The organism is Rothia amarae (assembly GCF_014705945.2).
GTDB lineage: Bacteria > Actinomycetota > Actinomycetes > Actinomycetales > Micrococcaceae > Rothia > Rothia amarae.
Map to the genome: position 1 here is coordinate 124,294 of NZ_CP061538.1, position 26,045 is coordinate 150,338.

The following is a 26,045-nucleotide window of genomic DNA, read 5'->3' on the forward strand; positions in this document are numbered from 1 at the left end:
TGGCCCTGAATGACGGCAGCGAAATACCGAAGCTAAATCGTGGCGTCGACGTCCTCTTGGAGAGCGAGGCCTCGGCGTAGTGCACCTTCAATGAAATAGATAATCATGAGGAGCAGAAATCCGCTCAAGAACGGAACGTTCGCCCATTCTTGGTTGATGGTGACATGAGGATAGCTCTGGAAAATAGCGAGAACTTGCGAGTCAAGAATAAAACCAAGTGCCCAGTAAGCGATAAGTCCGATGATAAGAATCCACCGAATAAAGGAGAAATATTTAATTGATTTGCGTGTGAAATGAGCCCGCTCGTTGAAGGCTGCACATACCAGTGCCATGAGTACGCAAAATGCAGTTGCGACGACGAGGGGGAGAAGGTGGTAGCTCCACGCCAGGGCGAGGATGTGACCCGGCAACTCTGAAGTATCGAGAGTTGTTCGAACTGCTTTATCTATATCGTAAGAAGTGACCCATAATGGTTCTCGTGAAGGGTAAGGCCAGTAGAGAAAGGCTGTTATTGGGATAAGGATGGAAAGGCTAATAAAGCCGATGAGGGGAGACTTAAAGCTCCGCTCGGGAGAGTGATATGAGCTCTGGGCAGGTTCGTTCATTGTTATTTTCCTTATCAATCCTTATCTAAGCTGAACAGCTCGCCCGGGGTGCATTCCAATACTTCACAAAGTGCGGTGAGGGTCGAAAAGCGGACTGCTTTTGCTCGATTATTTTTCAAAATAGATAGATTAGCCACCGAAATTCCAACGAGAGTGGAGAGCTCAACAAGGGTAAGCTCTTTCTCTTCCAAAAGATGTTCAAGATGGCATCGAATCCGATGTTCTTCAACGGGTGGCATGTGTGGAACCTTTTCCTAGGATGTTCTGATTCTGATTAAAGCATATCGATTTTCGATATGCTAGAGAATGGTCAAACACCACGTACAGGAAAAGAAGACAAAAATGGCTGTCCCAGCCCCTGCGACGAAGGAGAGCTATGCGCCAACCTCTCGCTCTAGCCGTATTCACCCTTGCGGTAGCACTCTTTGCATACACCGCCTTTGTCGGTACGGCTTCGCCTGCGACAACCTGGGTTACTTTTGGCGCGCTCGTCGTTTTGTTTGGTCTAGCTGCTTTTCTAGCCGCTCCCCACAAGAAAGAAAGACTCTTTTCAACATCTCTGCTTTGCATGGTGATTTCGGTGCCCGCGCTGTTGCTCATTGCCGCGCTGGGAGAAATGCTGGTGTAATCGTTGAAACATCCCCACCGATTTTCTCAATAAGCCCTATGCCTTCACCGGCAGCCATACCTGCATCGCGTAGTCCTCTGCGCCGGTGTCGCCGGGGCCGAAAATCTCCATGGCGGGGCCGTTGGGTTTGAGTCCGTGCTCGGGCAGGAAAGTGCTCACCAGGTATTCCAGTCCGGTCGACGACGCCAGGGGAGCGGGGCCGCGCACGTCCACAATCGCGTATTCGCCGGCAGGAACTTCCGCCGCGTTGAGTCCTAGCTTGCCGGCGCTCTCGTGCGAATCGACTACCAGCCCCGCCATGTAGTCGAATTCCTGGTTCTTATTAGCCCCAAAAATAATAGCTATTTGCTGGGCATGAGCAACGTTGGCGCCAGCTAAAGTTGCCGAGTCAACTACCTTCGTCCATAGAGTGGCGCGGCCCTCAAACTGATCGACAGTTTCTCGCAATCCGGCAACGACGAGAGCGGGTTTGTGTTCCACGCGGGCAAAATCAGACATAAAACTCCTTGAAACGAGCGGGTTGAGCATTAATCATCTCAGAAAACCCGCCACGCGCGTGAGCTCCTGCGCCCGCACACAACTTTGGTCAATTTTGAGGCGTTTTGACGCCCAAAACGCCTCAAAATTGACCAAATTTTATTGTAAATTCCGTTTTGATTCTAAAAGTGTTATCCATTGTACGTAATTTTCTTTACGGTGATAATTCTCATATTTTTCTAAAAATTTGCAAGAAATGCTTTTCATGAAGAACATATACCTCTACAGTGGTATATACAAAGAATGAAGGATGCTTAAGCAGACGGTTTGATAAAATCGCTAGGCAACCCTAGAAAACCAGATAATTGGTTTATTTCTCCATTAAACCAATCGTTTTCACATGAATCCCCCGTAGACTTTTTCGTCAAAAATTACTCACATAAGGATAATATGACCCCCCGATTTATCTCGCCGTTCTCTCGCTAAAGGTGCGGCATGGGCTGCGCCGATTGTGGCAGCATCTGCAACTATTCCCGCTTATGCTTCATCGAAGCCACGCTACTCGATTTCCGCATCATGGTTTGGTCGTCTCGTTTATAGCCAGTCAGCAAGTTGTGGAACAAATCAGCGCCAGGTAAGCACCATGGGACTGTGGACTAACGCCCGCGCTGGCGGAACTGCGGCTGCCGGCTTTGCTGTCCCCCCAGTGCAGGGTGCGCCTCAAACCACTGTTACGCTTTCTAATATTCGCCAGCAGGTAGCATTCCCCGCTGGTTTGGTATCTTCAATTACCGTAACCAGCGGTAGCTGGGCCAATCCCACTGTGGTGCGAAACCAAAATATTAACAATGACGGTTACCTGTGGGATATTTTTACCTTCAATTGGATTGGTTCGAATACCGGACAATCATCTGACCGTTCAGTCCCGTGGGCTAATAGCCCCATGACCACCACCATGAACTGGAATAATACGACCTGTTTCAACCAGGACGTTTTCTATCGTCGATATTTCTGGGCACGCCTTTTGGGCTCATACACCACAGCTAATGGGTTCTCCTACACCATTCCCACGGATTGGTTACAGACTCCTTTGGGATCTGCTTAATCTGCATTTTTTATTCAATAAGGGCTTCACTATTTCAGTGAAGCCCTTATGTTTATTAAGATATTTCACCCCCCCCCTTTTTATAAGTAGAAAATATTCATAAACTTTCTAGAATATTAAATTTCGGACAGAGGTAGCTCATCTACTAATGATGAAAAACACGGTGTGGGAATCACCGCGAGGTAGATTCCCACACCGTGTTTTTCGGTGCAAGTGCTAATGGATCCTGTTAGTTTTGCGCTTCAAATCGAGCGAAGCCAACAGTTTTTTGGGGGCCGTTGACGCCGAGTGACTGGTTGATATCTCCACCCACCCAGAGGTTGCCGCGGGAATCTACGAAGGACTCCCACACGCCATTACCTGATGCGCCCTTGAGATTAGGGGCGAAATCAGGAATGTACTTGCCGGTGGTAATGTCCCACGCGCCCACGAGCTTGATGCCGTAGGTACTGTTGCGAGCCTGGCTTTCAGCGCCGAAGTAGGTGTAAGCGCCGTCGAAAACCTGATCGCCACAGTGGCAAGCGCCGTACATGATGTTCCCTGCCTTGTGCAGATCCTGGAAATCGCCACCGCGCTTAGTAATAGCCGAGCTGGTTCGTGCGTAGTTATTGTTCTTATCGTAAGCGTGAATGAAATGCTCAGTGCCACCTGCCCAAACAGTGTTTCCGGCATCCTGAACATCAAGCTGCCAGCCGCCACCGCCTAGAACGATAGACTGCTTCCACTCCCACGGTTTATACATGGCGCCATCGGTGGTGTTGATAGAAGCCAGCTTGAAAGCTTTCTTGCCACCCAATTCTGAGAAGTAGCCCGCAGCGAAAACAGACTGGCCATCCTCAGCCGCGCTGATGCCGCTTACGGTGCCGTTGAAGACTGGCTTCCAGTTCTTATCCACGCTGTTGTTTGTGAGGTCAAAACGAACCGCATTTTTAGCGTAGACAGCGTACTGGCTGGTTGCTCCGGTTGTGTGAGTGAAGTTGCCACCCACGTAGAGGTAGTTACCCTGAACGTCAAGAGAACGTACCTGCGCGATACCGCTGGTGCCACGGTTTTCAACCTTCCAACCCAAGTCCTCAACTTCACCTGTAGCCGGGTTAAGGACGACGAGATTAGAAATAGGTTTGCCGTTGACCTCGGTAAACTCGCCGCCAACTACTAACTTACCGCTGGGCAGAGCTTCTACGGCCTTAATCTGACCGTTGAACTTGGGCATAAAAGTGCGCACCAAATCGCCGGTATTGACGTTGTAGCCACTGAGGTAGGGCTGCTCAACAACTTCACCCTTGGCAGATACCAAGTTCTTGTAGTCACCGCCAACGAAGACGGTATCGCTTACCTGCGTAATTGCTTGTACGTAGGAGTGCATTTCGCTCACTACACCGGTTGCGGTCTGTTCAGAAGTGCGCCACAACATGGGCATGGTGAGGCTCTTCGGTACGTCTTTGCGCGCTTCAGGCTTTACCGGTGACGTTAGTTTGGGGCGCAAGTACATCTGAGTGAAAGGCATGGTTCGCTTGCCTTTGGAGAGCCAGATGTGGCTATCTGCTGAACCTTCTTTAACGTCGATGCCGTAGGCGTAGCCGTATCCGGGGCCGTTGACGCCGGAGTAAATGGGGGTGAAGGATCGATAAGCGCGGTCGAAACCTTTGGAGTCTTTAGTGGTGGTGCGAGGATTGGTTTGAGTGGTAGGCGCACTCCAGCCAGAGCTTTCAGTCATGGTGGCGCTGCGCCATGCCCGCGCGTCGGGAAGAGCCCAAATCCAGTTATTGCGGGTGCTGATGGTTCCGCGCAGTTCCTGGGTGTAATTTCCCTGGTCGTTGAGCGAGCGAACAACTCGAATGTCGTTCACATAATTGGGATCTTTGCCGGTGAGCTCATTGATTTTCTCTGCGGAGAGCTGCGCGGTTGTAAAAGCGTCTTTACCGCTGGGTGACTGCCAAATTTTGTTGGCATCTCCCTTGCCGGTAAGAGAGCGATTCCAGTCTTCTCGCCCGCGACCAATCATGAGCCAACCGCCGCCGTCAGTTTCCTGGTCGCAGTAAAACTTGCCAGGTACTGATTTAGAGTTTGGCGGGGCAAGCCAGTAGGCGCCTGATGGTGAGTTGGGGTAGTTTTGCTTAATTTCCCAGCAGGAGGCGGCGGCGGTTTCTAAAGTTTTGCCATCGTGGACTGCTGGTTCTGCCTGAGCTGCCGAGGTGGCACCTGCTAGAAAGGTGACTCCAAGGACTGTTGCAGAGGCAACAGCTGTTATTTTTTGAAGCAGTGGAGAAGGGGACATAAGACCTCATGGGTGGTTTTCAGCGGTTCTAGATTCAAGCACTGAGCTTGAAAGAATCGCAGTGTGTGGGTTTGGGAATCTATAAATTTGAATAAATTCATAGATGCATTAAGGATATGAACCAGCCCTGAGGGGAAAACAGAGTTACTAGGGGGTAATTTACGTCCGACTTTCTTAGGGTGAGCCGCTACTAAAAAGCGGTATCTTGTAGTCACAAATGTGGGTAGCGTGCCCGCTAGAAGCTCAGGACATCCCCCTTATAGAACGTCTCTTAGGTGGCTGACATCTGGCAGCACCGGGGTGTTTTCGCTGAAGTCAGCATGTGAATACAGCCCGGTTTCTAGCCCCACAAACTTCATTCCTGCATCAAGAGCGGCACGTTCGTCGAGTAGCGCATCACCCACATAGGTCAGGCTGGTTTTGCCGCATGCGCGCATTATTTTAAGAATCTCATCAAAGACGCGCGGATCCGGCTTGTGAAAATCAACCAGGTCAGAGCCCTGAACCATCGTCAGTCGATTTAACGGATAACCCTCACGTTCAAGTTCGCCCAACGCCCATTCGGTGCGAGTGGAGGTCACCACGCCTACTGCCACGCCGTCGTCCAGCAGCGAAAGCACCATCTCGCGTGCACCCTCAATCGGCTTTTTGGGAAAGAGATCCCGGCTGGCGGCGTTCGCCGCCACCATCTCTTCAACCGACGCAGCATTTTGATAGTAAAACCCAATCATTTCGGTGAAAGGTTTACCCCAGTGTTCACGCAGGACGTCGTCGGTCAGCTCCACACCGAATGATTCGCGAGCCACGTGGCGGTGGTGGTTCCATTTGGCTTCGATGGTGAAAAAGAGAGTGTCGTCGAGGTCAAAAATGACGGCGCGATGAGAGTTTGCGCCGGAGACGACCAGAGACTTCTGTACTAAATCATCGAGCACAAGTTGCGCCACTGCAGAGAGTTTCTCCCTGTCGGACGCATCTACCCAGGCGATTTCTTCAATTTCTTCCGATGGCGCAGGCTCGCCGTCGAGTTCGGCGGTAAAACATGCCATCTCTACCTGCACGCCGGCAGCTTTGCCGTCTGCCTGCTGGGTAAACGTGCCCCAAGAGCGCACGGAATTGGCGTGTAGCCCAACGCTGAGTTCCTCGCGAATCTCGCGGTAGAGTGCCTCTTTTGCGGTTTCTCCGGCGTCGGGCTTGCCGCCGGGCAGAAAGAATTTCTCCTTGCCGAAGCTGCGCGCAACTAGAAGTTTGCCGTCGCGAATTGAAATGAGCGCTGACTTTGCGATGTTTCCAGAAGCCATAAATTTATCTCTCTGCAGAAGGTTTCGCCTTGAGTTTACTGGAAAGCCCCGTACCCCGCTCAAGAATAAAAAAGCCGCCACCGCCGTCTTGTTTCCCCATGCAATGAAACAAGATAAGGCGATGGCGGCTCTCGGCTTCACCCTGCGAATCCCCTATATGTTGCGGGGTGGTGTGCTAGCCGATGCTCCTAATAGATGCTGTACACATCCTTAGGGGTTCCGTAAACGCCTATGTTGGTAATGGAGTGGGTCCATTTGTAGCGGGAATCATTGAGGAAGCTGCTGTACTTCGCCACGTTCACGCGCTGGGAGGTGGGCCAGGGATCGATCCACTGAATTTCTTGTGTTGCCGCGTTGTACCCTTCGATGACCAGGAAGTGCCCCATACCGTTTGAGTTCCACTGAATGCGCACCTGAACGGGGCGTCCGGCGTCGATTTCCCGCTTAATTTCGGAGAAGGTTAGTGTGCCATAGCGGGTGGTACTGCCGTAAACGCCGACGTTGTACCAGCCGCGGCGGATGTCGTTGAGGTCGCCGGTAGTGTTGGCGCACGGTGCGTAGCGGTTGGGGTTGCCTTTGGCGAGGTTGCAGAATTCGTTTTGGCTTACATTTGCGCCAAAGTAGTTGGCTACTGCGGTGCTTGCACCCGCCCAGCACCAGAGGTTTTGGGCTTGGGCTTCAGGTTTGATGTTCAGGGACTTCAGGCTAGAGGTAGAGGCTGTTGCGGTTGGGGTAGGCGTGATGTCTGCCTGTGCAGGGGCGACGACGGTGCCGACGGAAAGGAAGCCTGCAAAGAGGGCGGCGGAGAGGACCCGCCAGATTCTGGTGGAAGTGTGCATTATTGCAATCCTTATGGGGGAGGAGAGTGTATGTGGTTGCGGTCGTAAATAACCTGTGAAATGAGAACACGAACATAAGACCGTGTTGTCTAACCCACTTCATTCATAGAATACATAATCCCTAGTCAAAAGGCAGTTATACGGGCTGAGTGTTCAAATTTTTCTTAAAATCCGAAAAATTTTTGCTGTCGAGAATAATGTGCTCGTCAAAAAAATGACCCCCTTGCGTTACCCGCGCCATTCAGTGCGGGTAACGCAAGGGGGTCTTTTTCGATGCGCGGCCCGCGCCTCAAACCGAGGGCTTTAGCTGACTGCCACAGGCAGTACCAGTTCCATCATTTCGGTGAAAGCGGTTTCGCGCTGTTCGGGGGTGGTGTCTGAACCCTTGAAGATATGGTCGGACACGGTGAAGACGCCCAGCGCTTCCGCACCAGCGGCAGCGGCGGTGGCGTAGATGCCGGCGGTCTCCATCTCGACGGCGAGAACACCCATGTCCGCCCACTTTTTGTTGTCTTCAGAATTGTGGTGGTAGAAGACATCCGAAGAAACCACGTTGCCCACATGCAGTTTAATGTTCTGTTTTTCGGCTTCTTTTGCCACGGCGTTCAAGAGCGACCACGATGCAGTGGGGGCGAAAGTGCCCGGTAGCTCGTACTGGCGCATGAAGTTCGAATCGGTGGAGGTTGCGGCAGCAATCACGATATCGAAAGTATCGAGGTTGGCGCTCAAGCCGCCACATGAACCAATGCGAATCAGGCGCTTTACACCAAAGACGTTGATGAGTTCCCATGCGTACAAGCTGGCAGAGGGAATACCCATGCCGGTACCCATGACCGATACCTGCTTGCCATTGAACTCGCCGGTGTAGCCGAGCATGTTGCGCACGCCGTTAAACTGCTGAACGTTCTTTAGATAGTTATCGGCAATGAATTTTGCGCGCAGGGGATCGCCGGGGAGCAACACGGTCTCTGCAATGGGAGCGTTGTCGGGCTTGATATGAGGGGTGTTTTTCACGTGAATTTTCCTTGCGAAGATTTAGAGGGAATTGCTGAGTGGACTATAGAGCCTGTAAAGCCATGTCTTAGATGAGTAGCTTGCCCAGTCCGGCGTCGTTAAATGCCTGGAGTGCGTTCTCGAAAGAGTCAGAGAAGTGTTCCCACGAGTCTGCGTGTGCAATAACCACGTGGGAAGGCTTCAAGATTTTTGCAGCCTCTACCGCGCCTGCGCCGTCCAAGGTGAGGGGAGCGCCGTCAAAGAAGGGGCTACGAGCCGCACCGGCAAAAATGACGGCGGTGTCAATATCAGAGGTACGCTCAGCGATTTCTTCAACTACCTTCAAGGAGGCGTTATCGCCGGAAATGTAGATAGTCGGCTCGCCCTCGGCAGTCAGCAAGAAGCCGATGACCTGACCGATAATTTCCTCGGTGTCGTCGCCATCTGGGCCATGGAGAGCGGGCAACGCGGTGACGGTGACCTTTGTGCCCTGAGTGCTGGTGATTTCATACTCTTCCCAGGGTGAAAGGCCGTGGGCGTTTCCGCCTAGACGTTTTTCACCATCGCGGGTAGTGAGGGTGAGCGGAACCTGTGAGAGAAGTTCGCGCCCCTTGTTATCCAGGTTATCGGGGTGGTGATCGTGGGAAAGCAGGACGGCGTCGAGGGGTAGAACGCTTTCTGCCTCTACCGGAGCCCCTGTGGTTTTGCGCAGGCTCGCTCCGCCGCCGAGATCGTAGGTGGTTTCAGGGTCGAAAGTGGGGTCGGTGAGCAAGTGCAAACCGGCATATTCAATCTCAACGGTCGGCCCGGAAATAACTTTAATGGTTGGCTGAGGCATAGTTTCCTTTCAAGAAAAGTTTTCTTTCCCAAGCCTATCGAACTACTTCGTTATCAAGCCCAACCGGGTGAAGGCATGTGCTAGACCGTGCTCATCGACGTCGTCGGTGACGAAATCTGCCGCCGCTTTTGCCTCCTCTCCTGCGTTGCCCATAGCAACTCCCACCCGAGCGAATTCGAACATAGGAATATCGTCTTTGGCATCTCCCAACGCGACGGTGTGCTCGGCGGAGATTCCTGCATGCTCAACCAGCACTTGCATGGCGGCGGCGTTTTCCTCGCCTTTTCCCGCACTGTACTGGCGGATGACCGGCTCACCGGCGGTCTCAAAATGCTCGCTGGAAAAGAGGCCGTTGTTGCTTTCGAGGAAGAAATCTAGCCCTCTTTCATGGAGCCAGTCCACGATGGCGTGCGCTTCGATCTCGGGTATGAGCTGGTGTAGGAGAACTTTTTCGTTCAGCTCGACATAGCTTCCGTTGCCGTCGATGAGACCATCTACCCCAAATTCCCAGAGTTCGGGGTAGATTCCGGCACGAAACCGCCCGGTGCATAAGACGACGACGTGCCCGGCTTTACGAGCCGCGCGCACGGCGTCCCCGGCGGAGGGCGGCACTTCGCCATTGTAATTACACAAAGTTCCATCGATGTCGAGAAAAACTGCTGTGCGTTCCATGGTGTCCCTTCCCCTGATGGTGGTCTCGTTTTTACAGTACTCACTTCAGAGTGGGGAGGGGAAAGTCTAGTTTGTAGGTGGTGACGCGAGATATAATTAGGTAAATAATATATAACCTAATTATTTAGTGAATGGAGCATCCCATGAGTAGCACCCCGATGAGCGAATCCCAGGTTGCCGCTGGCGTTTTTGAAGAATTGCCACTTGAACAGGAGGCAACTAAATCGCAGGTGGTTTTCAATAACGAAAAAATTCGCCAGGTTTCTTTCGCGATGGACACCAATCAGGTGCTCACAGAACATTCTGCCCCGCGCGCAGTTATCGTCAATATCCTGCAGGGCAAGATTGAATTTACGGTAGGCGGGACTGCGAATGTGGTGGTCCCTGGCGACGTCATTTATCTAGCCCCCAATGACCGTCATGCAGTAAAGGCGTTGGAACCTTCCCGTTTTTCGCTGACCCTGGTCGACGTGGCATAAAGCTATGTTAGGGGGTAAAAATTTTTGCCTCAGATTTTAAATAACACGTGCCCGGCACACTTTCACTAAGTGTGCCGGGCACCGGTTTAAATCTATTTTTGGTGGTAAGAAACCTAGCTCAACTTAGCGATAATTGCCTTGTTGAATGTCTCAAAGAACTGAACGGTGATAGAGCGAGCCTCGGGGTCGATGCGCAATGCATCGGCGTTGAGGGTGCCGCCGGGGAGGATGAGCGCATCACGCAGCGAGGTAAGCTCAATCTGCTCTACGCCCTGGCTAGCGAGAATGAGCACTTTTTGTTATTGAGATCTGCCAGTGAGTGCTCCTTAAGCCTAGTGATACTAAGAAAACTTACTTTTTTAACTTTAGTGGGTAGGGGAAAAGACGCAAGCTCTTTTATTACGGCTCACTCAGCGCATAATAAGTATATGAATTTCACTCTTCGCATTCCTGGTCCCCACGACGGCGCCGGGTTCGAGCGTGCCCGTCAGCTGAGCTGGCGAGCCGCCTACGAAGGCATCTTTGAAGAAAAGCTCTTTCGTGAGCGAGAAGAAAAGTTTGATGCCCGCGCCGAGTCATTTGGCGAATGGTTCGCCGGGCTCGATTCCAACGGCTGCGATGTTGAAGCGGGAACCGGTGCCCGCCGTTGCGCCCGCATTGCCGTCGATGAAAAGGGTGAGATTCTAGGAACTGTCAGCACGCGGCAAGTCCCCGGTGAAACTCTTGACTTGCAGTCCCTCTATATTGTTCCCCAAGCGTTCGGCACCGGAATGGGGGAAGCTCTCATGCGCGCCGTCCTGCCAGAGGGTGAACCGGTCACGGTGGAGGTGCTCGCTACCAATGGGCGCGCCGTTGCTTTCTACCGTAAACACGGTTTCAGAGACACCGGCAAAACCTCAACCTTTGCAGGGTACAAAACGATGATTTTGCAGCGGGGCTAGCAGGCAAACAGACCTGACCCACCCCAAACATACGGGAACGTTCCGAAAAATACTGCAAAGTACCTAATACAGAAATCACAGGTGCCTCAAGGGCGTGAAAAGAAGACCCCGTGAAAAACTAGATAAGTATTTCTCTCTGACTTCTCCCATGCGGTTTCTAGCAGGTGTATATTAAATCGGTGATATTTTTGCCGGTCGCCAGACCTCAACATTTTCCGCTTGAGGGCTAAAGATATGTCCTTCAAAAAGGTAAATCCGCAACGAAGCGTTCTAATAGGCTTTGTCAGCGCCATACTTGTTGGCACTTCACTGCTCTTTCTGCCTGCTGCTCACCAGGATCCCGCTAACAACAAGGTAATAGATGATTTATTTACCGCCGTCTCAGCCACCTGCGTTACAGGACTCACTACCGTAGATACTGCTACGCATTGGACTTTTCTGGGTCAAATTATCATCCTGGCTCTGATTCAAATGGGTGGATTAGGATTTATGACTCTCTCTACCGCCATCGGAGCTTTTGTCCTTCGAAAAATTTCGCTGAACAACAGGCTCAAAGCCTCGGCTGAAGTTCGTGGACAAGGCCTCTTCGATCTTAGACGCATGGTTCTCGCCGTTATCCGCATCGCTCTGCTCATCGAATTTATAGGATTTTTATTTCTTTTCTCACGATTTTTCTTCGGTTACAAACTTAGTTTTACTGAATCGCTATGGAAGGGAATCTTCCATTCTGTTTCAGCCTTCAATAACGCCGGTTTTGCCCTTTATTCAGATAACCTCATAAGTTTTTACCATGACCCATGGGTTCTCCTACCTCTATCTTTTCTTACGGTTTTAGGAGGCCTGGGTTTCCCCGTATTTATGCAACTGAGAAAAGCGGGAGCACATATCCGGCTGTGGAATATGGGTACCAAACTTGTTCTTCTGGGAACTCCTATTCTCTTATTTTTGGGAACAGCGGTAATTGCAGTTTTAGAGTGGAATAATCCTGGTTCCTTAGGGACGATGAATAGCGCTGAAAAGATTCTCAACAGCTTTGCCCAATCTGCTTTTACGCGTACCTCGGGATTCAATAACCTAGATATTTCCACCTTCCACCCCTCAACTCTTCTGTTTATGGATGTTTTGATGTTTATCGGTGGTGGCCCAGCAGGTACTGCCGGCGGTATAAAAATTACTACTTTTGGTGTGCTTCTGTTTGTAGCTATCACTGAGATACGGGGTGAAGGCGCAGTTAATATTCTGGGCAAGCGTCTGGCGCGTTCTGTACACCGCGAAGCAATCACCGTGGTTCTCCTCAGTACCGCACTCATATTTGTTGCCGTTTTCGCTCTGCAACTTCTTACAGCATTCACCACCGATCAGATACTTTTCGAAGTCGTTTCTGGCTTCGCCACCGTAGGGCTAACCACGGGTATCACCTTCGAAATGCCCCTAGTAGGAAAAATCATTCTTATCATTTTGATGATTTGCGGACGCATCGGGCCCGTTACCGCTGCGGCTGCACTTGTCTATCGACGTCGTCCAGCTCTGTACGAGTTGCCCAAAGAAAGGCCTCTCATTGGTTAGAAAGAAAAAGCTGTCGTTATTTGATTCAGATAATGTCTCTGAAGGTAGTTCAGTAGCGGTTATTGGCCTAGGACGTTTTGGGCAATCGGTTGCTCTGGAGCTGATGGCGAATGGTTCTGAGGTTTTAGGGATTGATGACCGTGAGGAAATCGTGCAATCTCTTAACAACAAGCTGACCCATGTAGTTCGCGCGAATGCGACGCATCCTGATGTTTTGGATCAGCTTGGGATCACTGATTTCGATCGTGTGGTTGTTGCGATAGGTACTCACCTCGAATCCAGTATTTTGGTGACCTCATATCTGCTGAGAGCCGGAGTAGAAAATATTTGGGCTAAAGCAGTATCTGACCAGCACGGTGTCATTTTGCAACAGCTGGGTGTGCGAAATGTGGTTTTTCCGGAAAAAGACATGGGAAAGCGGGTAGCTCATCTTTTGCAGGGAGATCTGAAAGAGTTTATTCAGATTGACACTAATTATGCTCTGGCTATGGCTTCTGCGACTGAAAAACTTTCGGGCGTAAACCTGAATCCGCATGAACTTTATAAGAAATATGGGGTAGCTATTAATTCTTATCGTGATTCCTCAGGTCAGTGGAATCATGATCTAGAAAACCTCCACCTTACCCCGGGGAACGTAGTGATTCTCGGGGGAGACCCTCAAGCCATTGAAAGATTCGCCAGTAAGTTCCTCTGACCTTCGTGAGAAGAAAGTCTTAAGTTTCACTCTCTTTTGAAGTCATTGAAAGCCGAACTTCCCGAGAATATAGCAAACAAGAATATATCTCGGGAAGTTCGGCTACTTTTCAAAGTCAGTTACTCTCGCTGGAGAATTCGGTAGCTACTGGCAACCGCAGCCGCCGCAACCGCACCCGCCAGATGTTGCATCGTCCTTGGTCGTTACAGCAGAGGTGCCGGGCGTAGGGAGGCCATCGCCAAAATCGCCAGACATCAGATTGCGTCGAGCGCCAATTTCGGGGCCACCCGCAGGTTTCTCCGTTACGCCTGCCAGGGTTGCGGCGAATCCTGCCGGTTCCATGGACGGCGCGGTGGGTGGCATCTCAGCGCCACCGGTTCCGCACGCTGCAGCTGCCGCCGAAATCTTCTTAGGTTTGACACTACGCGCTTTGGAGAAGCGCTTCATCTGCTCTTCATCGGGGTAGTTGTAAGAAACTTTCACTTCACCATCTGCCAGCAAAATTGGCAGCACGTCCCTCCCAGAAATCTCAATCTGATCGGCAACCGGCACGCAGTCTTCGAACGCTGAGGGGTAAGAGTCAGTGGAGTAAACAGCTATGTCAAACCCTGAATCCAAGAGATGTTGCGCGGTTGCAAGAAACTGGGTGCGCTCAGAATCGTCTGGGTCATTTTCATTCTCGCCGGGGCCTGGAATAAAGATTTCCAGCTCTGCCCACTCGGTGTTTTCGGGTTCTTTGGCTTTCACGATTACTCCTAGTTTTGCATCTTCTGCATTAGGGTCGGGCGTAACCCAGCAGTATGGCAGCGGTTCCCGCCTGGGGGCAGTCTCGTAGGTTTAACGCTGAACTCTCGTCCAATATTTCCACCCCTACAGAAACCGCCGTGAGCAACTTAGCCCAGAAAGAATCTACGCAAGCCCTTCATAAAGTTATTTTCAGGCTCATTTTCAGTGGTAGGCGCCGCGTCTCGCTGGGGGTGCTGAGGGGTTTCCTGGCGAGCATCGGGCTCAACCGGGGCGAACGGGTCATCTTCTTCGGGTTGAGACGCATCTGCCGAGGAACCCTTCTGTCCATCTAGCTCTGCGTCGATGTGAGAGAAAATCGGTGATTTTTCTTCGTCTTGTCGCCCTAGAAGCGTGATGATTTGGGAGCGGTAATAGGACTCTTCCGAATGCTCTTCGTGAGGACTCGCGGCGGGCTGGTCGGGGGTGAAACCCTCGTTTTCATCGGCAGGGTTTTCATCGCCTCGGTTTTCAGTCGCTGTGGCGCCGATCTGCTCCGTGCCATTCGCGGTCTCTTGCTCTAGTGATTCATCAGTCGCCTGTTCCACTTCCTGAACCAGACCATGGTCGTGGTGAGCTGGCGACTCTTGGTCGAAAACCTCCGGCGCTGAGGCATTCTCTAGCACCGGCGCCGCTTCTGCGCTGGGCTCAAGAACCGAAGAAACGCTCTCCCAGCGAGGGCCTGTTTCTTCTTCCGCCGACTGGTTCTGTGCAACTCGCTCGGTAGCGCCCTGAATCCAATCGCCCGTCACAAACTGCGAGAGTGACCGTGCGACTATGTAGGGCGGCTCGGCGGTCATGGCTGAACGCGCAATAATCTGCCCGATGGCACCGGACGCGCCAGGAGCAAGATCAGCTGCGTAGAGAGTTTGCGCATCGTGGGCTAGCTCCACCCAGTACTTGTGGGCAAGCTTAGGTTGCACGACGTCGTTTGGGGTAGGCGCGGGAAGGCGCACGGCGGCATCAGCGAATAGCTCCCTGCCGAAATCCGCGGCGATATCTGATGAAAAAATGTCGCCGTGTGGACCTTCTGCCACCTTGCCTTCGCGCACAGTGGAGCGGAAGAAGCGGATTTCAGGCAGGGTTTTGCCGTCCAGGCGAGTGACGGCGTCGTCAATATCGCGCACGCGGTAGCCGGTGGAATGTCCGTGGCTGAGCAGGGCCTTGCGGAGAGTCATGCCGTCATTGTGGGCGTAAGGGACTGCTGAGAGATCTCCCGGGTTGCCTGGTTCCTGGATAAAGGGTTCGGTGTTTTCGGGGGCGGCGTCCCCGGTTGCATGCTCTTCCGATGTCGGTTCCACCTCCATGGTCTCTAAGCGGATGTCGCAGTTGGCAGGGAGTACCTTTGCCGCAATCAATTCATTGACTGCCACCATAAAATCTTGAACCAGTGCGGGGTCTGTAATATAAGCGCCGTCCGGGTGGGTCAGCGCTAAGTCACCCAACTCTCCTGAAGTAATCAGCGCATGAGCCTTGGCGGGGTTGCCGGAGGCGCGCGAATAGGCTTCTAGGATGTCGGTTAGTGTTTGTAGATTGGGTGTAAGGGAGCTCTCTAAACTCATACGTCCCATAATCTCATAAAGCAATCTACTTTGTGGGAGCAGATGGAGCACTTATGGGGTGACAAAATGGGAGAATCGCGGTGGAATGCGTTCCACCTGCGAGTACTTACTCTTTATGATGTAGACAACACTATTTTCGCCAAGTAACAGATGTTTCATCAGTGAGATGAAAGCAGGGGTGGCATGAAGAGCGACTCTCTGCGAGCCTTATGTTTCACGTGAAACATAAACCGCTCTTCGTTGTTTTCTTGCTTTAAACCATTGAGCTGATTGTTAAGGAGTCCCAATGCCTGAAATTACTTACCGCCTGCCCCAGGAAATCAAACTCACCAGCAACTACCCTCAGGGGGCGGAATCTGCCAAGCTCGCCGAGCGTCGTGCGGCAGCAGTGCCCGCTGGTGTGGCATCTACTGCCCCCTTTTACGCAGTAGATGCCGATGGTGGAGTCATCGTGGACGCCGACGGCAACTCGGTAGTTGACCTGGGTTCGGGTATTGCGGTCACCACCGTGGGAGCGTCTGCCCCCAAAGTTGTTGAAGCGGTACAAGAAGCCGTCTCGCACTTCACCCACACCTGCTTCATGGTGACCCCCTACGAGGGTTATGTGGCAGTGGCTGAAAAGCTCAACGAGCTAACTCCTGGCGACTTCGAAAAGCGTTCGGTGCTCTTCAACTCCGGTGCGGAGGCAGTTGAAAACGCCGTCAAGATTGCGCGTTCGGCAACCGGGCGTAATGCAATCGTCGTCTTCGATCACGCTTACCACGGCCGCACCAACCTCACCATGGCGCTCACCGCAAAAGCTGCGCCCTACAAACAGGGCTTTGGGCCTTTTGCCTCCGAGGTCTACCGTGTGCCTATGAGCTACCCTTTCCGCGACGGCAATCGCGGCGGTAAAGAGGCGGCAGCAGAAGTAATTTCGCAGATCGAAAAGCAGATTGGCGCTGACTACATCGCCGCTGTCCTGATTGAACCTATCCAGGGCGAGGGCGGCTTCATCGTTCCTGCGGATGGCTTCTTGCCCGAGCTGGTCAACTGGTGCCGCGAACACGGCGTCGTATTTATTGCCGACGAAGTTCAAGCAGGTTTCTGCCGCACCGGCAAGTGGTTTGCATCGGAGCACGAGGGTATTGAGCCCGACCTCATTACTACCGCCAAGGGTATCGCTGGCGGTATGCCACTTTCGGCAGTTACCGGACGCGCGGAACTCTTCGACAAGGTGCAGGCTGGCGGTTTGGGTGGCACCTACGGCGGTAACCCCGTGGCTTGCGCGGCGTCCTTGGCAGCTATTGAAACCATGGAAGAGTGGAAGCTCAACGACCGTGCCACCCGTATTGAAGAAATCGTGCGCGAGAAGCTGGAACCGCTCGTCGATGAACTTGACTACGTGGGTGAGCTACGTGGTCGCGGTGCCATGATGGCTCTTGAGTTCGTCAGCGATTCCACCTCGCAGAATCCGCACCCCACTGCGGCAAAAGATATCGCAGCCTACTGCCTGGAGCGCGGCGTGCTGATTCTGACCACCGGCACCTACGGCAACGTCGTGCGCCTGCTACCTCCTTTGACTATTTCAGAGGAGCTTTTGGGCGAGGCGTTGGATATCTTCGTTGAGGGAATCCGCTCGGTAGGTCAGTAACTTTCCTGCAGACAATCTTTCTGTAGGCGCTGAGGTGTCTTTCGGCGTCAAAAACTTCTGGGCCAATCAACCCGTGAAAGTGCATTCATCTGAGTGCACTTTCACGGATTGAGTGACCCAGGGCTTTAAAAAATGCCGCAGAAGCAAGCGTTCCTGCGGCATTCTTTAGCTTTTCTTAGCTTTGTTTAGTTTCGAGGTCGGTGGGGACGAGCGGTGAGTCCGCGTGGCAGACGGGGCACGCCGACTGGGCGGGTGCCTTGCCTTCGGGGTGTTCCTGCTCGAAGACGCCGTCGGTTGAGCACTGGTATTTATAGGGATGCATATTGGCTCCTTTGATGTTGATACAAGTAACTCAACCGTATTTCACAGGCCCGGGTCAAATTGCGTTTTGCCTAGTGGTTCCTCCAATCTCTAAAGGTTGGGATTTGCCGAACGAGGCGCTCCCATGCCCGGGTCAATCTGCGTGGGACCATCTGCACCCGGGCGAATGTCAAAGTCAAAAATCTCCGTGGGCAAGTAAACAGTGGCGCAGGAGTTTGGAATATCGACGACACCGGAGAATCGACCTTCAATCGGAGCCGCGCCCAGGAGTAGGTAAGCCTGCTCGGGGGTGTAGCCAAATTTTGTGAGGTAATCAATGGCATGCAAAATTGCTCGCTGGTAGGCAAGTTGTGAATCTAGGTAACGTTGCTCGCCCTCTAGGGTTACCGATGTGCCGGAGAATGCTAACCATTCGGAATACACGGGGCCGCCGCGACCAGGCATGAAGATTGCATTTTCAGAAACACCATATTTCTCCATACCACCTTTGATGATGTCCACATGCAAATCAATGTAGCCGCCCATCTCAATAGCTCCGCAGAAAGTAATCTCGCCGTCACCCTGTGAAAAGTGCAGGTCGCCTACAGAGAGGTGGCCGCCAGGTACGAATACTGGGTAGAACACACGGGAGCCTTTTGTGAGGTTCTTGATGTCCTGGTTTCCTCCGTTTTCACGTGGGGGAGCAGTTCGAGCTGCTTCACTAGCCACTCGGTCAAATTCTGCACCCGAGAGCGAGCCTAGAATTGCACCGTCGGGTTCTGGTGGTAAAGCAAGCGCAGGAACGCGATGGGGGTCTGTGGCAATCAAATCACCTTCGCGCTTATTCCATTTCTTCAAGAGTTCTGCAGAAGGTGCTGTGCCCATCAAGCCTGGGTGGTGAATGCCAGTAAATTTAACGTGAGGAATGTGCCGCGAGGTGCATTCGCTACCTTGGAAATCCCATACTGCTTTATAAGCGTCGGGGAATTGTTCGGTGAGAAAACCACCACCGTTGTTCTGGGCAAAGATTCCTGTATAGCCCCAGCCTTGACCTGCGAGTGATCCTTCTTCTTGAGGGATAGGGCCAAGATCCACGATGTCTACAATCAGAAGGTCGCCCGGCTCCGCTCCTTCTACGGCGAAGGGGCCAGCGAGTGCGTGAACTTTGTTGAGTGGAGCATCGCGAATATCGTCTGCAGAATCATCATTGTTGATGGCACCGTCAAACCACTCCCGGCAATCTGCCCGGAAGGTGGTTCCGGGTTTGATGGTCGCTACCGGTGGAATATCGGGATGCCAGCGGTTGTGACCAATTTTTTCTTGGTCGGTAAACGGCTTAGATGAATCGAGTGGAAATAGTACTTCTGGCATAGGAATTCTCCTTGGGGTAAGAGGTGGAAGGGTGAAAATTTAGGGGCGCGGCAACTTTGTGTGCAGTGGATTGTGGGTCACCCTGGCAGGCTTTACCGTGCCGGGTTTTGAGGTCACTACTTGGGGTTCGTGCGCGCTCGCGTTGGTTGAGTCAATGAGTTTGGCGCGCGTGGAATTGATCTGGGAAAGCCCAATGGCTGAAATTAGCTTGCGAGCCTTAGAGGAGCATTGTGTGCAGACCACGGTTTTCGGAACTGATGCCATGGGGTGTTGTTGTTCGAAGATGCCGCAGTGTGGGCATTTGTATTCATAGAGCGGCATGGATACCTCTTCTAGTGATGTGGGTTACACTCTTAATACTAAAGAGGGTGCTGAGAAAAGCAAGAGGAGATTTCGAAAGTACACGATGTGCCCACGACGCACGGTTCGTAGCTGTGCTTGTGGGAAAACAGTGTGTTCTCGATTCTCCGCCCACGTCATGCGCTACATTTTTCTATAACACCCCGCGCTCCAACCTTCACTCCGTAAAGGAAATCCCATGAGTGACTCCTCAAAGTCGCGCTACGATAATCCGGTTTCTCCTGAAACATCCATCGGTCTTCGTCGCGTCGAAAGATCCTCCGTTGTAGCCACCGGCGAGAACGGTACTGACTCAAATTCCCCCAAGAAACTTCGCAATCGCCATGTCACCATGATTACCCTCGGCGGGATTATCGGCGCCAGCCTCTTCGTAGGTTCCGGTAACGTCATCCGCACGGTAGGTCCCGCGGCAATCCTCTCCTATATCATCGGTGGGTTGCTGGTCTTCCTCGCTATGCGCATGCTGGGTGAAATGGCAGCTGCCCGCCCCGCCATCGGCTCTTTCATGGAGTACGCCCGTGTGGGCCTCGGCAACTGGGCAGCTTATTTAGTGGGTTGGCTCTACTGGTATTTCTGGGTGGGCGTGCTTGCCTACGAATCAGTGCTTGGCGGCGAAACCCTTCACCAGTGGTTCCCCACTTTGCCTGCGTGGCTAGGTTCGCTAGCACTTCTTGCCATCTTTGTGGGTACCAACCTGATTTCTGTGAGGACGTTCGGTGAGGTCGAATTCTGGCTGGCAAGCATTAAAGTAATTTCGATTGTGGTCTTCCTCGTAGCCGGACTCTTCTTTGTGCTTGGACTTTGGCCCAATGGCAGCTTCCACGTTGATAACCTGTGGAACCACGACGGGTTCGCTCCTCACGGTTACAGTGTGGCGCTCACCGGCGTCGCGCTCGTCATTTTTTCGTACTTCGGTACTGAAATTGCGGTGATGGCTGCAGCTGAATCTGAAGATCCCGCCAAAGGCGTTCGCCAGGCAACCTCTACGGTGATTTGGCGAATCCTGCTGTTCTTCGTAGGCGCGGTTGCCATTATCGTGATGGTTATTCCCTGGAACGAACTTCCCGTCCCCAAGGACGTTTCGGTGGCTCCTTTCACCCTTGTCTTTGAGCGTTTCGGGGTTCCCGGTGCTGCAGTGATTATGCAGCTTGTTATTTTTACCGCCGTTATTTCCGTGCTCAACTCAGGGCTTTATTCGGCTTCTCGTATGCTCTCTTCTTTAGCGCACGAGGGTTTCGCGCCCACGATTGTGGCGCGGAAAACCAAGAACGGTGTGCCCGCGGTGGCGCTGGTAGCTTCGACGCTCGGTGGTGTAGTAGCAACCCTGGTGAACTTCGTAGCACCCGATTCGGGCGTCTTTGACTTCATTATGAACTCCGCCGGTTTGGTGGCGCTGTTCGTCTACGCTTTCATTGCGCTCACCCAGATGAACATGCGCCGCACCATGAGCCCGGAGGAAGTAGCTGGGCTCAAACTAAAAATGTGGGCAACTCCCTGGCTGAACATTCTTCTGATGCTCGGCATCGCCTTTGTTTTTGTGGTCATGATGTTCTCGGCAGACGGTCGTACACAGGTCTATACCTCGCTGATTGCAACCGTCGTGTTGGTTATTCTCTGGCCACTGGCGAAGAAGAACGTGGAGAAAGTACAGGCACGACGCCGGACGCCCTCCTAAACTCGCTTCGTTGACCACCTAAAGCACCGCCGTCCTGAACCACAGCTCAGGACGGCGGCGCTATATCAGCTCGTCTACATCTGAAACATGATCCGCACAAGAATAAACATCACCGCATGAAAAGTAAGCCAGATAACCGAGATAACAATCGCCACGATTGCCTCCCACTTTGTTTCACCGGCGCGAAAAAGCGCGATGATCCCCAGCATGAACGCCGCCAACATGGGCACTGTGTTCAGGAGACGAATTACGGGGAATAGAGCAAAAGATATGGCAACTCCCACGAGTACGAGAGCTACGATTCCCGGTACATTTCTGGGAGATGCAGGACGCGCGGGTGCCCACTGTGCAGACACATCAGTGCCGTAGGGATAGGGCTGAAAAGTTTCTGGTGCAGAGGCCTGCAGATGGTGAAGGTCTACCTGCTGAGTAAGCTGTTGCGGTGTGTAATTTTTTTCTGTCATACGGCAAGGCTAAAGACTCGCTCAACCGCTGTCTTCTAAAATTTTTTTATGACAGTAAAAAGCTGTGGATAACCCCTTTTCTCATCGTCGAGAAGAAGGTTATCCACAGCTTTTTAGTTCCTATTTGATAAGGGCAACAGGGAGCGTTAGCACCCCGGTTTTACCCTCCAGATGGGTTACTTCTGGATGAAAGTAACTTCATCCCGGTCGAAATCGAGTGAAACATCGAAGGATGCGTCCTTGTGATCCACCATGGCGTAAGCAACATCAAAAGAAACGGATTTACCGGGCTGAATTTTGGTGCTGGGAGCGCTACCAATATTCTTTTGGGAATCAAAAATCTGTTGAGCTTCTTTTCCGCCTGAGTTGCCGGTCATCGTAAAGAGAATAGGATCCACAGCTTCATCGGAATCATTCTTGATGGTTACGGTGTACTTCTGGATATCCTTCAGCTCTTTGTCTTCGGCTCCGGCGGCGGTATCGCTGGGCTTAAAAGCTTCAGGCTGTGAAATGGTCAGTGAGACGCCGTCATCCCAGACATAAGTGTCACCGATATTTCCCGTGCTGGAATCAGCGGCTGCCGGTGTTTCTTCTGACGCCGCAGAGCTGGAGGGCGAGCTGGTTGAAGTGCTGTATTCCCCGTCAGTTGATTCTGCCAACGCCGTAACAGCCACAACGAACACAATAATCATCGAGAGAATGGTGCCGAGCACCGAAATAACGATTGCGGTGATACCGGCCCACTTCGACTTATTCTTCTGGACAAGGGCGATGATGCCCATCACGAAACCCGCGAAGAGGAGAATCCAACCTAAAAGGGCAACGACCGGGATGCAACCGAGAATCAGACCAAGAACTGAGGAGCCTAGCGCAATTAAACCGAGCACATTGTTAGCTCGCTTGCCACCGTTGGGGCCGTAAGGTGCGCCGTTGTTATAAGGATTCTGGTTGAAACCGTTACCGCTGTTACCGTAACCGCCGTTGCCGTTGTTGGCACCCCCAGCAGCGGAATAGGCTGGGTAGCTGTTCGCGGAAGAACCCGCTGCCGCTCCTGCATAAGGGGACTGCTGGCCGTAGTTACCATTCTGAGCATTCTGCATGGACTGACCGCTGGTAGCAGAATGCGCGTGAGGGTTGTAAGGGTTCTGCTGGTCGTAGTTGTTTTGACCCTGAGAACCTTGAGGGGCATAGGTTGAAGGGGCAGCGGAAGAAGAACTTACACTGCCGTGCGACGGCGTCTCGGAAGTACGGGGAGAAGGTGAGCTCTCCGTTGATTCAGAGAAAGCGTCGGGGGCGCGAAGAGTATCATCCTGCGAGTTTAGAGGACGTGTGTAATCCTCTGAAGAATCACGCGGATCTTCTGGAATATTGTTTTGCTGAGTCACAAAACCTAGATTACCGAAACTTGTCTATTTTAGGGTGTCGTGTTCTTTATATGACATCGCATGATTGCGCTATATCAATCTGCCACTCGCTCCCGCCACAGGGGCAAAGAGACGGGTCTAGCTTCCCCCAAGACGCACCAAAAGCGCCCCGCACCTCTGTCAGAGGAGGTTGCGGGGCGCTCTTTCAAGATCTAAAGAATGGTGTTTTCTTCGGCTGCTTTCATTGCAGATCGAACACTAAACCCGCTAACCAGAGCTACAATGACGAGCCCAGCACCTAGAATCAGTAGGTTCTTCGAAGAAAGGAACATGCTGGGCTGATTCTCGGTAGTAGGACGCGCGGCGTCATCGGCGTTGATGACGGTAAGCGGCGCTTGGCGCACTACTGCAGATTTGTGAGAAGTAGTCTCTACAGAGGTTTCAGCACTGATGGAATATGAAGTTGTGGGAAGTTCTTGTGCCTGCGCGGGGAGAGCCGACATTCCTGTAGCCAGTGCGATACCGGCAAGAGTTGCGAATAAGCGACGCATCGAAATTTCCTTTCGTAAGCGGCGCGAGTGGAGTGAGACAAGCTTCAAGGCGGTTCCATGTTGCCTGTATCACCGAAAAATATTCTACGGCTAGCGTGAGCCCAATCGCTAATTGATAGCGGGTTTTAGAAGAAGTGGGGTTACTGTCCCCTATTTCACTAGCGTTTACTTACTGAACGGTAACCCTAGGGATATGTTCAACAAGCAAGAGCCAAACGAGCGTAGCAGTAAGGTGAACTGGCTGGGATGAGTTTGCCGGATGCGAGCCTGCGAGCATGCAAGAGGTAAACGAATTGAACAGCGCTAGCGAAGCAGGCGAGAAGGTTAGTTCACCATTGCTACGCTCGTTTGGTTTCTCTTGGACAGTCGTCTCTTCTAGCTCTTGCCCTTTCCCCGACCCGCTTTGAGGACAGTGCCGCCTACTAGAAGCAACAGAATTCCTGCACCCACTAGCAGAACCAGATTGCGGCCGGTGTGCGCCAGGTAATCAGCAGAAGACGCCGTTGCATTTTCGTTCGCTTCGGCACCTTGACTTGCTTCTGCGCCGTCGCGCGAGTTCTCAACATCAGAATTGGAGCCAGTAGTTATGTCTACAGGCTGAGTGCTTGCCTGGCTCGCTGGTGCAGCGGGCTCAGCCGAAGGCGAGCCTGCTGGAGACGCAACGGCACTCGCAGGTGCGGTGGGCTCTGCCGAAGGTTGAGGCTGCTCGGAAGGCGCAGCCGAAGGTTCTTCGCTGGGTGCAGAGCTGGGGGTCTCAGAAGGAACCACTGCGGAAGCCGCTGAAACACTCCAGTTTTCGGTGAAGAAATCTGCGGGATCAATAATCTTGTTTTCCGTTGCCCACTGAATCATAAGATCGCGAACAGCTTTTTGCTCGTTGTAGACAATTTCTGCATCGGTTACATGGGGGTAGCCTGACCCACCAGACCAGCGGTAGTTGTTGAGAGCAAGAATAACTTCCTGATCGTCCGCTAGAGCCGAACCATCTGCCAAGGTGAGGTTCTCTACGCGCTGCCCCACAGGCTTGGAGATATTGAGGTGGTAGTTCACGCCGGAGAGCACATCGTAGGAGTAGTCAGGGATTCCGCGGGTATCGCCGGGATACATGGCGTTGGTGACATCCGCCCAGTTGCTAATCTCTGCACCGGGCTCCTGCTGCTTGTAGTAGCGGGCGGACCATTCGAGGTAATCCCGCAGCTGGGCGCCGGTGAGTTTGACGCCCATGAGGGTGTTGTCAAAGACATAAAGCCCAGCCATATCTGCAATGGTGACATCGCCCTTTTCAAACAGCGCAGTGCGAGAGAACGGCGAAACTTCAGAAATCACAGGCAGGTCTTCGTTCTTCGTACCGGCGACGGCGCGGGTAACTTCTTCGGTCTGCACGTGGTTGATGAAGTCAAGAATCGCGGTATCTTTCCATGCAGATTCTGCGCCGGACATCGGCTCGGTTGCCTGGGCAACTACGGTCTGAACCCACTTTTTAGTGTCCGAATGGTAGGGTTCAATAGCTGCCAGAATGGCGGGGTCACTAGAATAATCTGCGGCGTTGAGGGTCTTTACCCTGGGTTGCTCTTCCTCTGACCACTCAACCTCAACCTTTCCGGTGGCGTCGTCAATGGTTAACGGAACCGTAATTTCTGAAGCGAAACGAGCCCAGTACCCGGGTTGAGAGAAAAGAACCTTCTTGCCCTCTTTATTCACGAAATATTCTTGAGCTTTATCGGTCACATGTGAGTGACCACCAATCACCACGTCCACGTCAGTGCTTTGTTCCGCTACCGAACGAGCCACGTTTTCTGCTTTTGCCGCAGGGTCATAAGTTACGCCCTCGGGGTCAAGACCGGTATGGGCTAGAACAATGACGACGTCAGCTCCTTCATCTTTCGCCGTCTTGGCATAGCGAGAAGCAGTTTGGGCAGCGTCCTCAAAAATTAATTTGCCTTCAACATTTGCCTTATCCCAGGTTTCGACGCCGGGGGTCACGACACCGACCACAGCAACCTTGACGGTTTTATCGCCGACCTTTTTATCAATCATGGTGTAGGGCGTTAGCGCTGGTTTGCCGGACTGGACATCAATCACGTTCGCCCCGAGCAGCGGCATGTTGAGGTTGCCCTGATACTGTTTCAGCGCATCAAGACCGTAGTTGAATTCGTGGTTTCCTACAACACTGGCTTCATAGTTGAGCTGGTTAAAGACTGTTGCCATGGGGTCTACCGTGTCAGCGCCACGGTTCTGCTGGTAGTAGCTAGCAAGGCTCGAACCCTGGTTGGCGTCGCCGTTATCTACGGTTAGTACGGAGTCGCCACCCTCATTCTGCACTTGCTTGATGGCAGTTGCTAAATGCTCCATCCCCAGAGCTTTAGAGGGGTCTTTAGCGCCGTAGTTTTGACCGGTGAAATAGTCGTAGTCAGCCACATGGGAGTGGATATCGGTGGTAGCTAGAACGGTCAGATCACCTAGATCTGTCTCTGCCGCCATTGCTGGGGAGGCGATAATGACAGCACTGGTGGCTAGTAAAAGCCCGGTTCCTGAAGCGATGATGCGTCGCATCGAAAATTCCTTTCGT

At 52.5% G+C, this 26,045-nt stretch carries 27 protein-coding genes; 8 read left to right on the forward strand and 19 right to left on the reverse strand.

All coding sequences use genetic code 11. The features are described 5' to 3' along the window. Positions 1-32: 32 nt before the first annotated feature. On the reverse strand, positions 33-605 hold the full coding sequence (locus IDM48_RS00610) for a DUF2975 domain-containing protein (protein WP_068167849.1): 573 nt from the start codon (positions 603-605) through the stop codon (positions 33-35). Between the two features lie 14 nt (positions 606-619). Next, positions 620-844, reverse strand: coding sequence for a helix-turn-helix domain-containing protein (locus IDM48_RS00615; protein WP_068167858.1), 225 nt, complete (start codon positions 842-844; stop codon positions 620-622). 137 nt (positions 845-981) lie between these two features. Here IDM48_RS00615 and IDM48_RS00620 point away from each other — a divergent pair, with 137 nt between their 5' ends. Next, positions 982-1,233: a hypothetical protein gene (locus tag IDM48_RS00620; RefSeq protein WP_190617570.1), complete on the forward strand. Its 252-nt coding sequence runs from the start codon at positions 982-984 to the stop codon at positions 1,231-1,233. 36 nt (positions 1,234-1,269) lie between these two features. Here IDM48_RS00620 and IDM48_RS00625 read toward each other — a convergent pair whose 3' ends face one another. After that, complete coding sequence (locus IDM48_RS00625; protein WP_190617572.1) at positions 1,270-1,731, reverse strand: GyrI-like domain-containing protein; 462 nt, start codon at positions 1,729-1,731, stop codon at positions 1,270-1,272. Between the two features lie 490 nt (positions 1,732-2,221). On the opposite strand from IDM48_RS00625, the gene IDM48_RS00630 reads away from it, so the two are divergent. Continuing rightward, positions 2,222-2,815: a hypothetical protein gene (locus IDM48_RS00630; RefSeq protein WP_190617574.1), complete on the forward strand. Its 594-nt coding sequence runs from the start codon at positions 2,222-2,224 to the stop codon at positions 2,813-2,815. Positions 2,816-3,044: 229 nt separating this feature from the next. On the opposite strand, the gene IDM48_RS00635 is transcribed toward IDM48_RS00630, so the two are convergent. From IDM48_RS00635 to IDM48_RS00660, 6 genes are all read right to left on the reverse strand, one after another. Beyond that, a complete protein-coding gene (locus IDM48_RS00635; protein ID WP_190617576.1) occupies positions 3,045-5,093 on the reverse strand; it encodes a fibrinogen-like YCDxxxxGGGW domain-containing protein in 2,049 nt (682 codons plus the stop codon). A gap of 257 nt (positions 5,094-5,350) precedes the next feature. Beyond that, positions 5,351-6,391: an HAD hydrolase-like protein gene (locus IDM48_RS00640; RefSeq protein WP_190617578.1), complete on the reverse strand. Its 1,041-nt coding sequence runs from the start codon at positions 6,389-6,391 to the stop codon at positions 5,351-5,353. 188 nt (positions 6,392-6,579) lie between these two features. Further along, entirely contained in the window at positions 6,580-7,230 is a 651-nt protein-coding gene (locus IDM48_RS00645; protein ID WP_083147140.1) for a C39 family peptidase, read from the reverse strand. Between the two features lie 303 nt (positions 7,231-7,533). After that, complete coding sequence (deoD, locus tag IDM48_RS00650; RefSeq protein ID WP_083147141.1) at positions 7,534-8,244, reverse strand: purine-nucleoside phosphorylase; 711 nt, start codon at positions 8,242-8,244, stop codon at positions 7,534-7,536. A gap of 67 nt (positions 8,245-8,311) precedes the next feature. Continuing rightward, complete coding sequence (locus IDM48_RS00655; protein WP_190617580.1) at positions 8,312-9,061, reverse strand: MBL fold metallo-hydrolase; 750 nt, start codon at positions 9,059-9,061, stop codon at positions 8,312-8,314. A gap of 42 nt (positions 9,062-9,103) precedes the next feature. Further along, a complete protein-coding gene (locus IDM48_RS00660; protein ID WP_190617582.1) occupies positions 9,104-9,733 on the reverse strand; it encodes an HAD hydrolase family protein in 630 nt (209 codons plus the stop codon). Positions 9,734-9,876: 143 nt separating this feature from the next. On the opposite strand from IDM48_RS00660, the gene IDM48_RS00665 reads away from it, so the two are divergent. Beyond that, a complete protein-coding gene (locus IDM48_RS00665) occupies positions 9,877-10,212 on the forward strand; it encodes a cupin domain-containing protein (protein WP_145177298.1) in 336 nt (111 codons plus the stop codon). Positions 10,213-10,325: 113 nt separating this feature from the next. Here the strand turns inward: IDM48_RS00665 and IDM48_RS00670 are convergent, their stop codons facing one another. Further along, positions 10,326-10,505: a hypothetical protein gene (locus tag IDM48_RS00670; RefSeq protein WP_202939891.1), complete on the reverse strand. Its 180-nt coding sequence runs from the start codon at positions 10,503-10,505 to the stop codon at positions 10,326-10,328. A gap of 135 nt (positions 10,506-10,640) precedes the next feature. Between IDM48_RS00670 and IDM48_RS00675 the strand changes: the two genes are divergently transcribed. From IDM48_RS00675 to IDM48_RS00685, 3 genes are all read left to right on the forward strand, one after another. After that, entirely contained in the window at positions 10,641-11,153 is a 513-nt protein-coding gene (locus tag IDM48_RS00675; RefSeq protein ID WP_145177301.1) for a GNAT family N-acetyltransferase, read from the forward strand. Positions 11,154-11,387: 234 nt separating this feature from the next. Further along, positions 11,388-12,719, forward strand: coding sequence for a TrkH family potassium uptake protein (locus IDM48_RS00680; RefSeq protein ID WP_190617584.1), 1,332 nt, complete (start codon positions 11,388-11,390; stop codon positions 12,717-12,719). Next, complete coding sequence (locus IDM48_RS00685) at positions 12,712-13,413, forward strand: potassium channel family protein (protein ID WP_141669350.1); 702 nt, start codon at positions 12,712-12,714, stop codon at positions 13,411-13,413. The genes IDM48_RS00680 and IDM48_RS00685 overlap by 8 nt, the downstream gene beginning before the upstream one ends. 144 nt (positions 13,414-13,557) lie before the next feature. Here IDM48_RS00685 and IDM48_RS00690 read toward each other — a convergent pair whose 3' ends face one another. After that, positions 13,558-14,160 (reverse strand): arsenic metallochaperone ArsD family protein, encoded by a 603-nt coding sequence (locus IDM48_RS00690; RefSeq protein WP_190617585.1) that lies wholly within the window; start codon positions 14,158-14,160, stop codon positions 13,558-13,560. A 146-nt stretch (positions 14,161-14,306) separates the two neighbouring features. Continuing rightward, a complete protein-coding gene (locus IDM48_RS00695) occupies positions 14,307-15,758 on the reverse strand; it encodes an SMI1/KNR4 family protein (RefSeq protein ID WP_190617587.1) in 1,452 nt (483 codons plus the stop codon). 286 nt (positions 15,759-16,044) lie between these two features. Between IDM48_RS00695 and gabT the strand changes: the two genes are divergently transcribed. After that, positions 16,045-17,391 carry a 4-aminobutyrate--2-oxoglutarate transaminase gene (gene gabT / locus IDM48_RS00700; protein WP_190617589.1) on the forward strand — a complete coding sequence of 449 codons (1,347 nt, stop codon included), beginning with the start codon at positions 16,045-16,047 and terminating at the stop codon, positions 17,389-17,391. Between the two features lie 175 nt (positions 17,392-17,566). On the opposite strand, the gene IDM48_RS00705 is transcribed toward gabT, so the two are convergent. The 3 genes from IDM48_RS00705 to IDM48_RS11790 all read right to left on the reverse strand — a co-directional run bounded on the left by IDM48_RS00705 (position 17,567) and on the right by IDM48_RS11790 (position 19,383). Continuing rightward, positions 17,567-17,713, reverse strand: a complete 147-nt coding sequence (locus IDM48_RS00705) for a hypothetical protein (RefSeq protein ID WP_190617591.1) — start codon at positions 17,711-17,713, stop codon at positions 17,567-17,569. Positions 17,714-17,802: 89 nt separating this feature from the next. Further along, positions 17,803-19,062: a formamidase gene (gene fmdA, locus IDM48_RS00710; protein ID WP_190617593.1), complete on the reverse strand. Its 1,260-nt coding sequence runs from the start codon at positions 19,060-19,062 to the stop codon at positions 17,803-17,805. A 39-nt stretch (positions 19,063-19,101) separates the two neighbouring features. After that, complete coding sequence (locus IDM48_RS11790; RefSeq protein WP_145177321.1) at positions 19,102-19,383, reverse strand: FmdB family zinc ribbon protein; 282 nt, start codon at positions 19,381-19,383, stop codon at positions 19,102-19,104. A 217-nt stretch (positions 19,384-19,600) separates the two neighbouring features. Here IDM48_RS11790 and IDM48_RS00720 point away from each other — a divergent pair, with 217 nt between their 5' ends. Continuing rightward, positions 19,601-21,097: an amino acid permease gene (locus tag IDM48_RS00720; protein ID WP_190617595.1), complete on the forward strand. Its 1,497-nt coding sequence runs from the start codon at positions 19,601-19,603 to the stop codon at positions 21,095-21,097. Positions 21,098-21,171: 74 nt separating this feature from the next. On the opposite strand, the gene IDM48_RS00725 is transcribed toward IDM48_RS00720, so the two are convergent. The 4 genes from IDM48_RS00725 to IDM48_RS00740 all read right to left on the reverse strand — a co-directional run bounded on the left by IDM48_RS00725 (position 21,172) and on the right by IDM48_RS00740 (position 26,029). Beyond that, the gene (locus IDM48_RS00725; protein WP_190617597.1) at positions 21,172-21,561 is read right to left on the reverse strand and encodes a hypothetical protein; all 390 of its coding nucleotides are present in this window, start codon (positions 21,559-21,561) and stop codon (positions 21,172-21,174) included. Positions 21,562-21,737: 176 nt separating this feature from the next. Beyond that, complete coding sequence (locus tag IDM48_RS00730; protein WP_190617599.1) at positions 21,738-22,946, reverse strand: DUF308 domain-containing protein; 1,209 nt, start codon at positions 22,944-22,946, stop codon at positions 21,738-21,740. 191 nt (positions 22,947-23,137) lie between these two features. Further along, positions 23,138-23,476 (reverse strand): hypothetical protein, encoded by a 339-nt coding sequence (locus tag IDM48_RS00735; protein WP_190617601.1) that lies wholly within the window; start codon positions 23,474-23,476, stop codon positions 23,138-23,140. A gap of 375 nt (positions 23,477-23,851) precedes the next feature. Next, positions 23,852-26,029: a bifunctional metallophosphatase/5'-nucleotidase gene (locus IDM48_RS00740; protein WP_190617602.1), complete on the reverse strand. Its 2,178-nt coding sequence runs from the start codon at positions 26,027-26,029 to the stop codon at positions 23,852-23,854. Between the last annotated feature and the right edge of the window lie 16 nt (positions 26,030-26,045).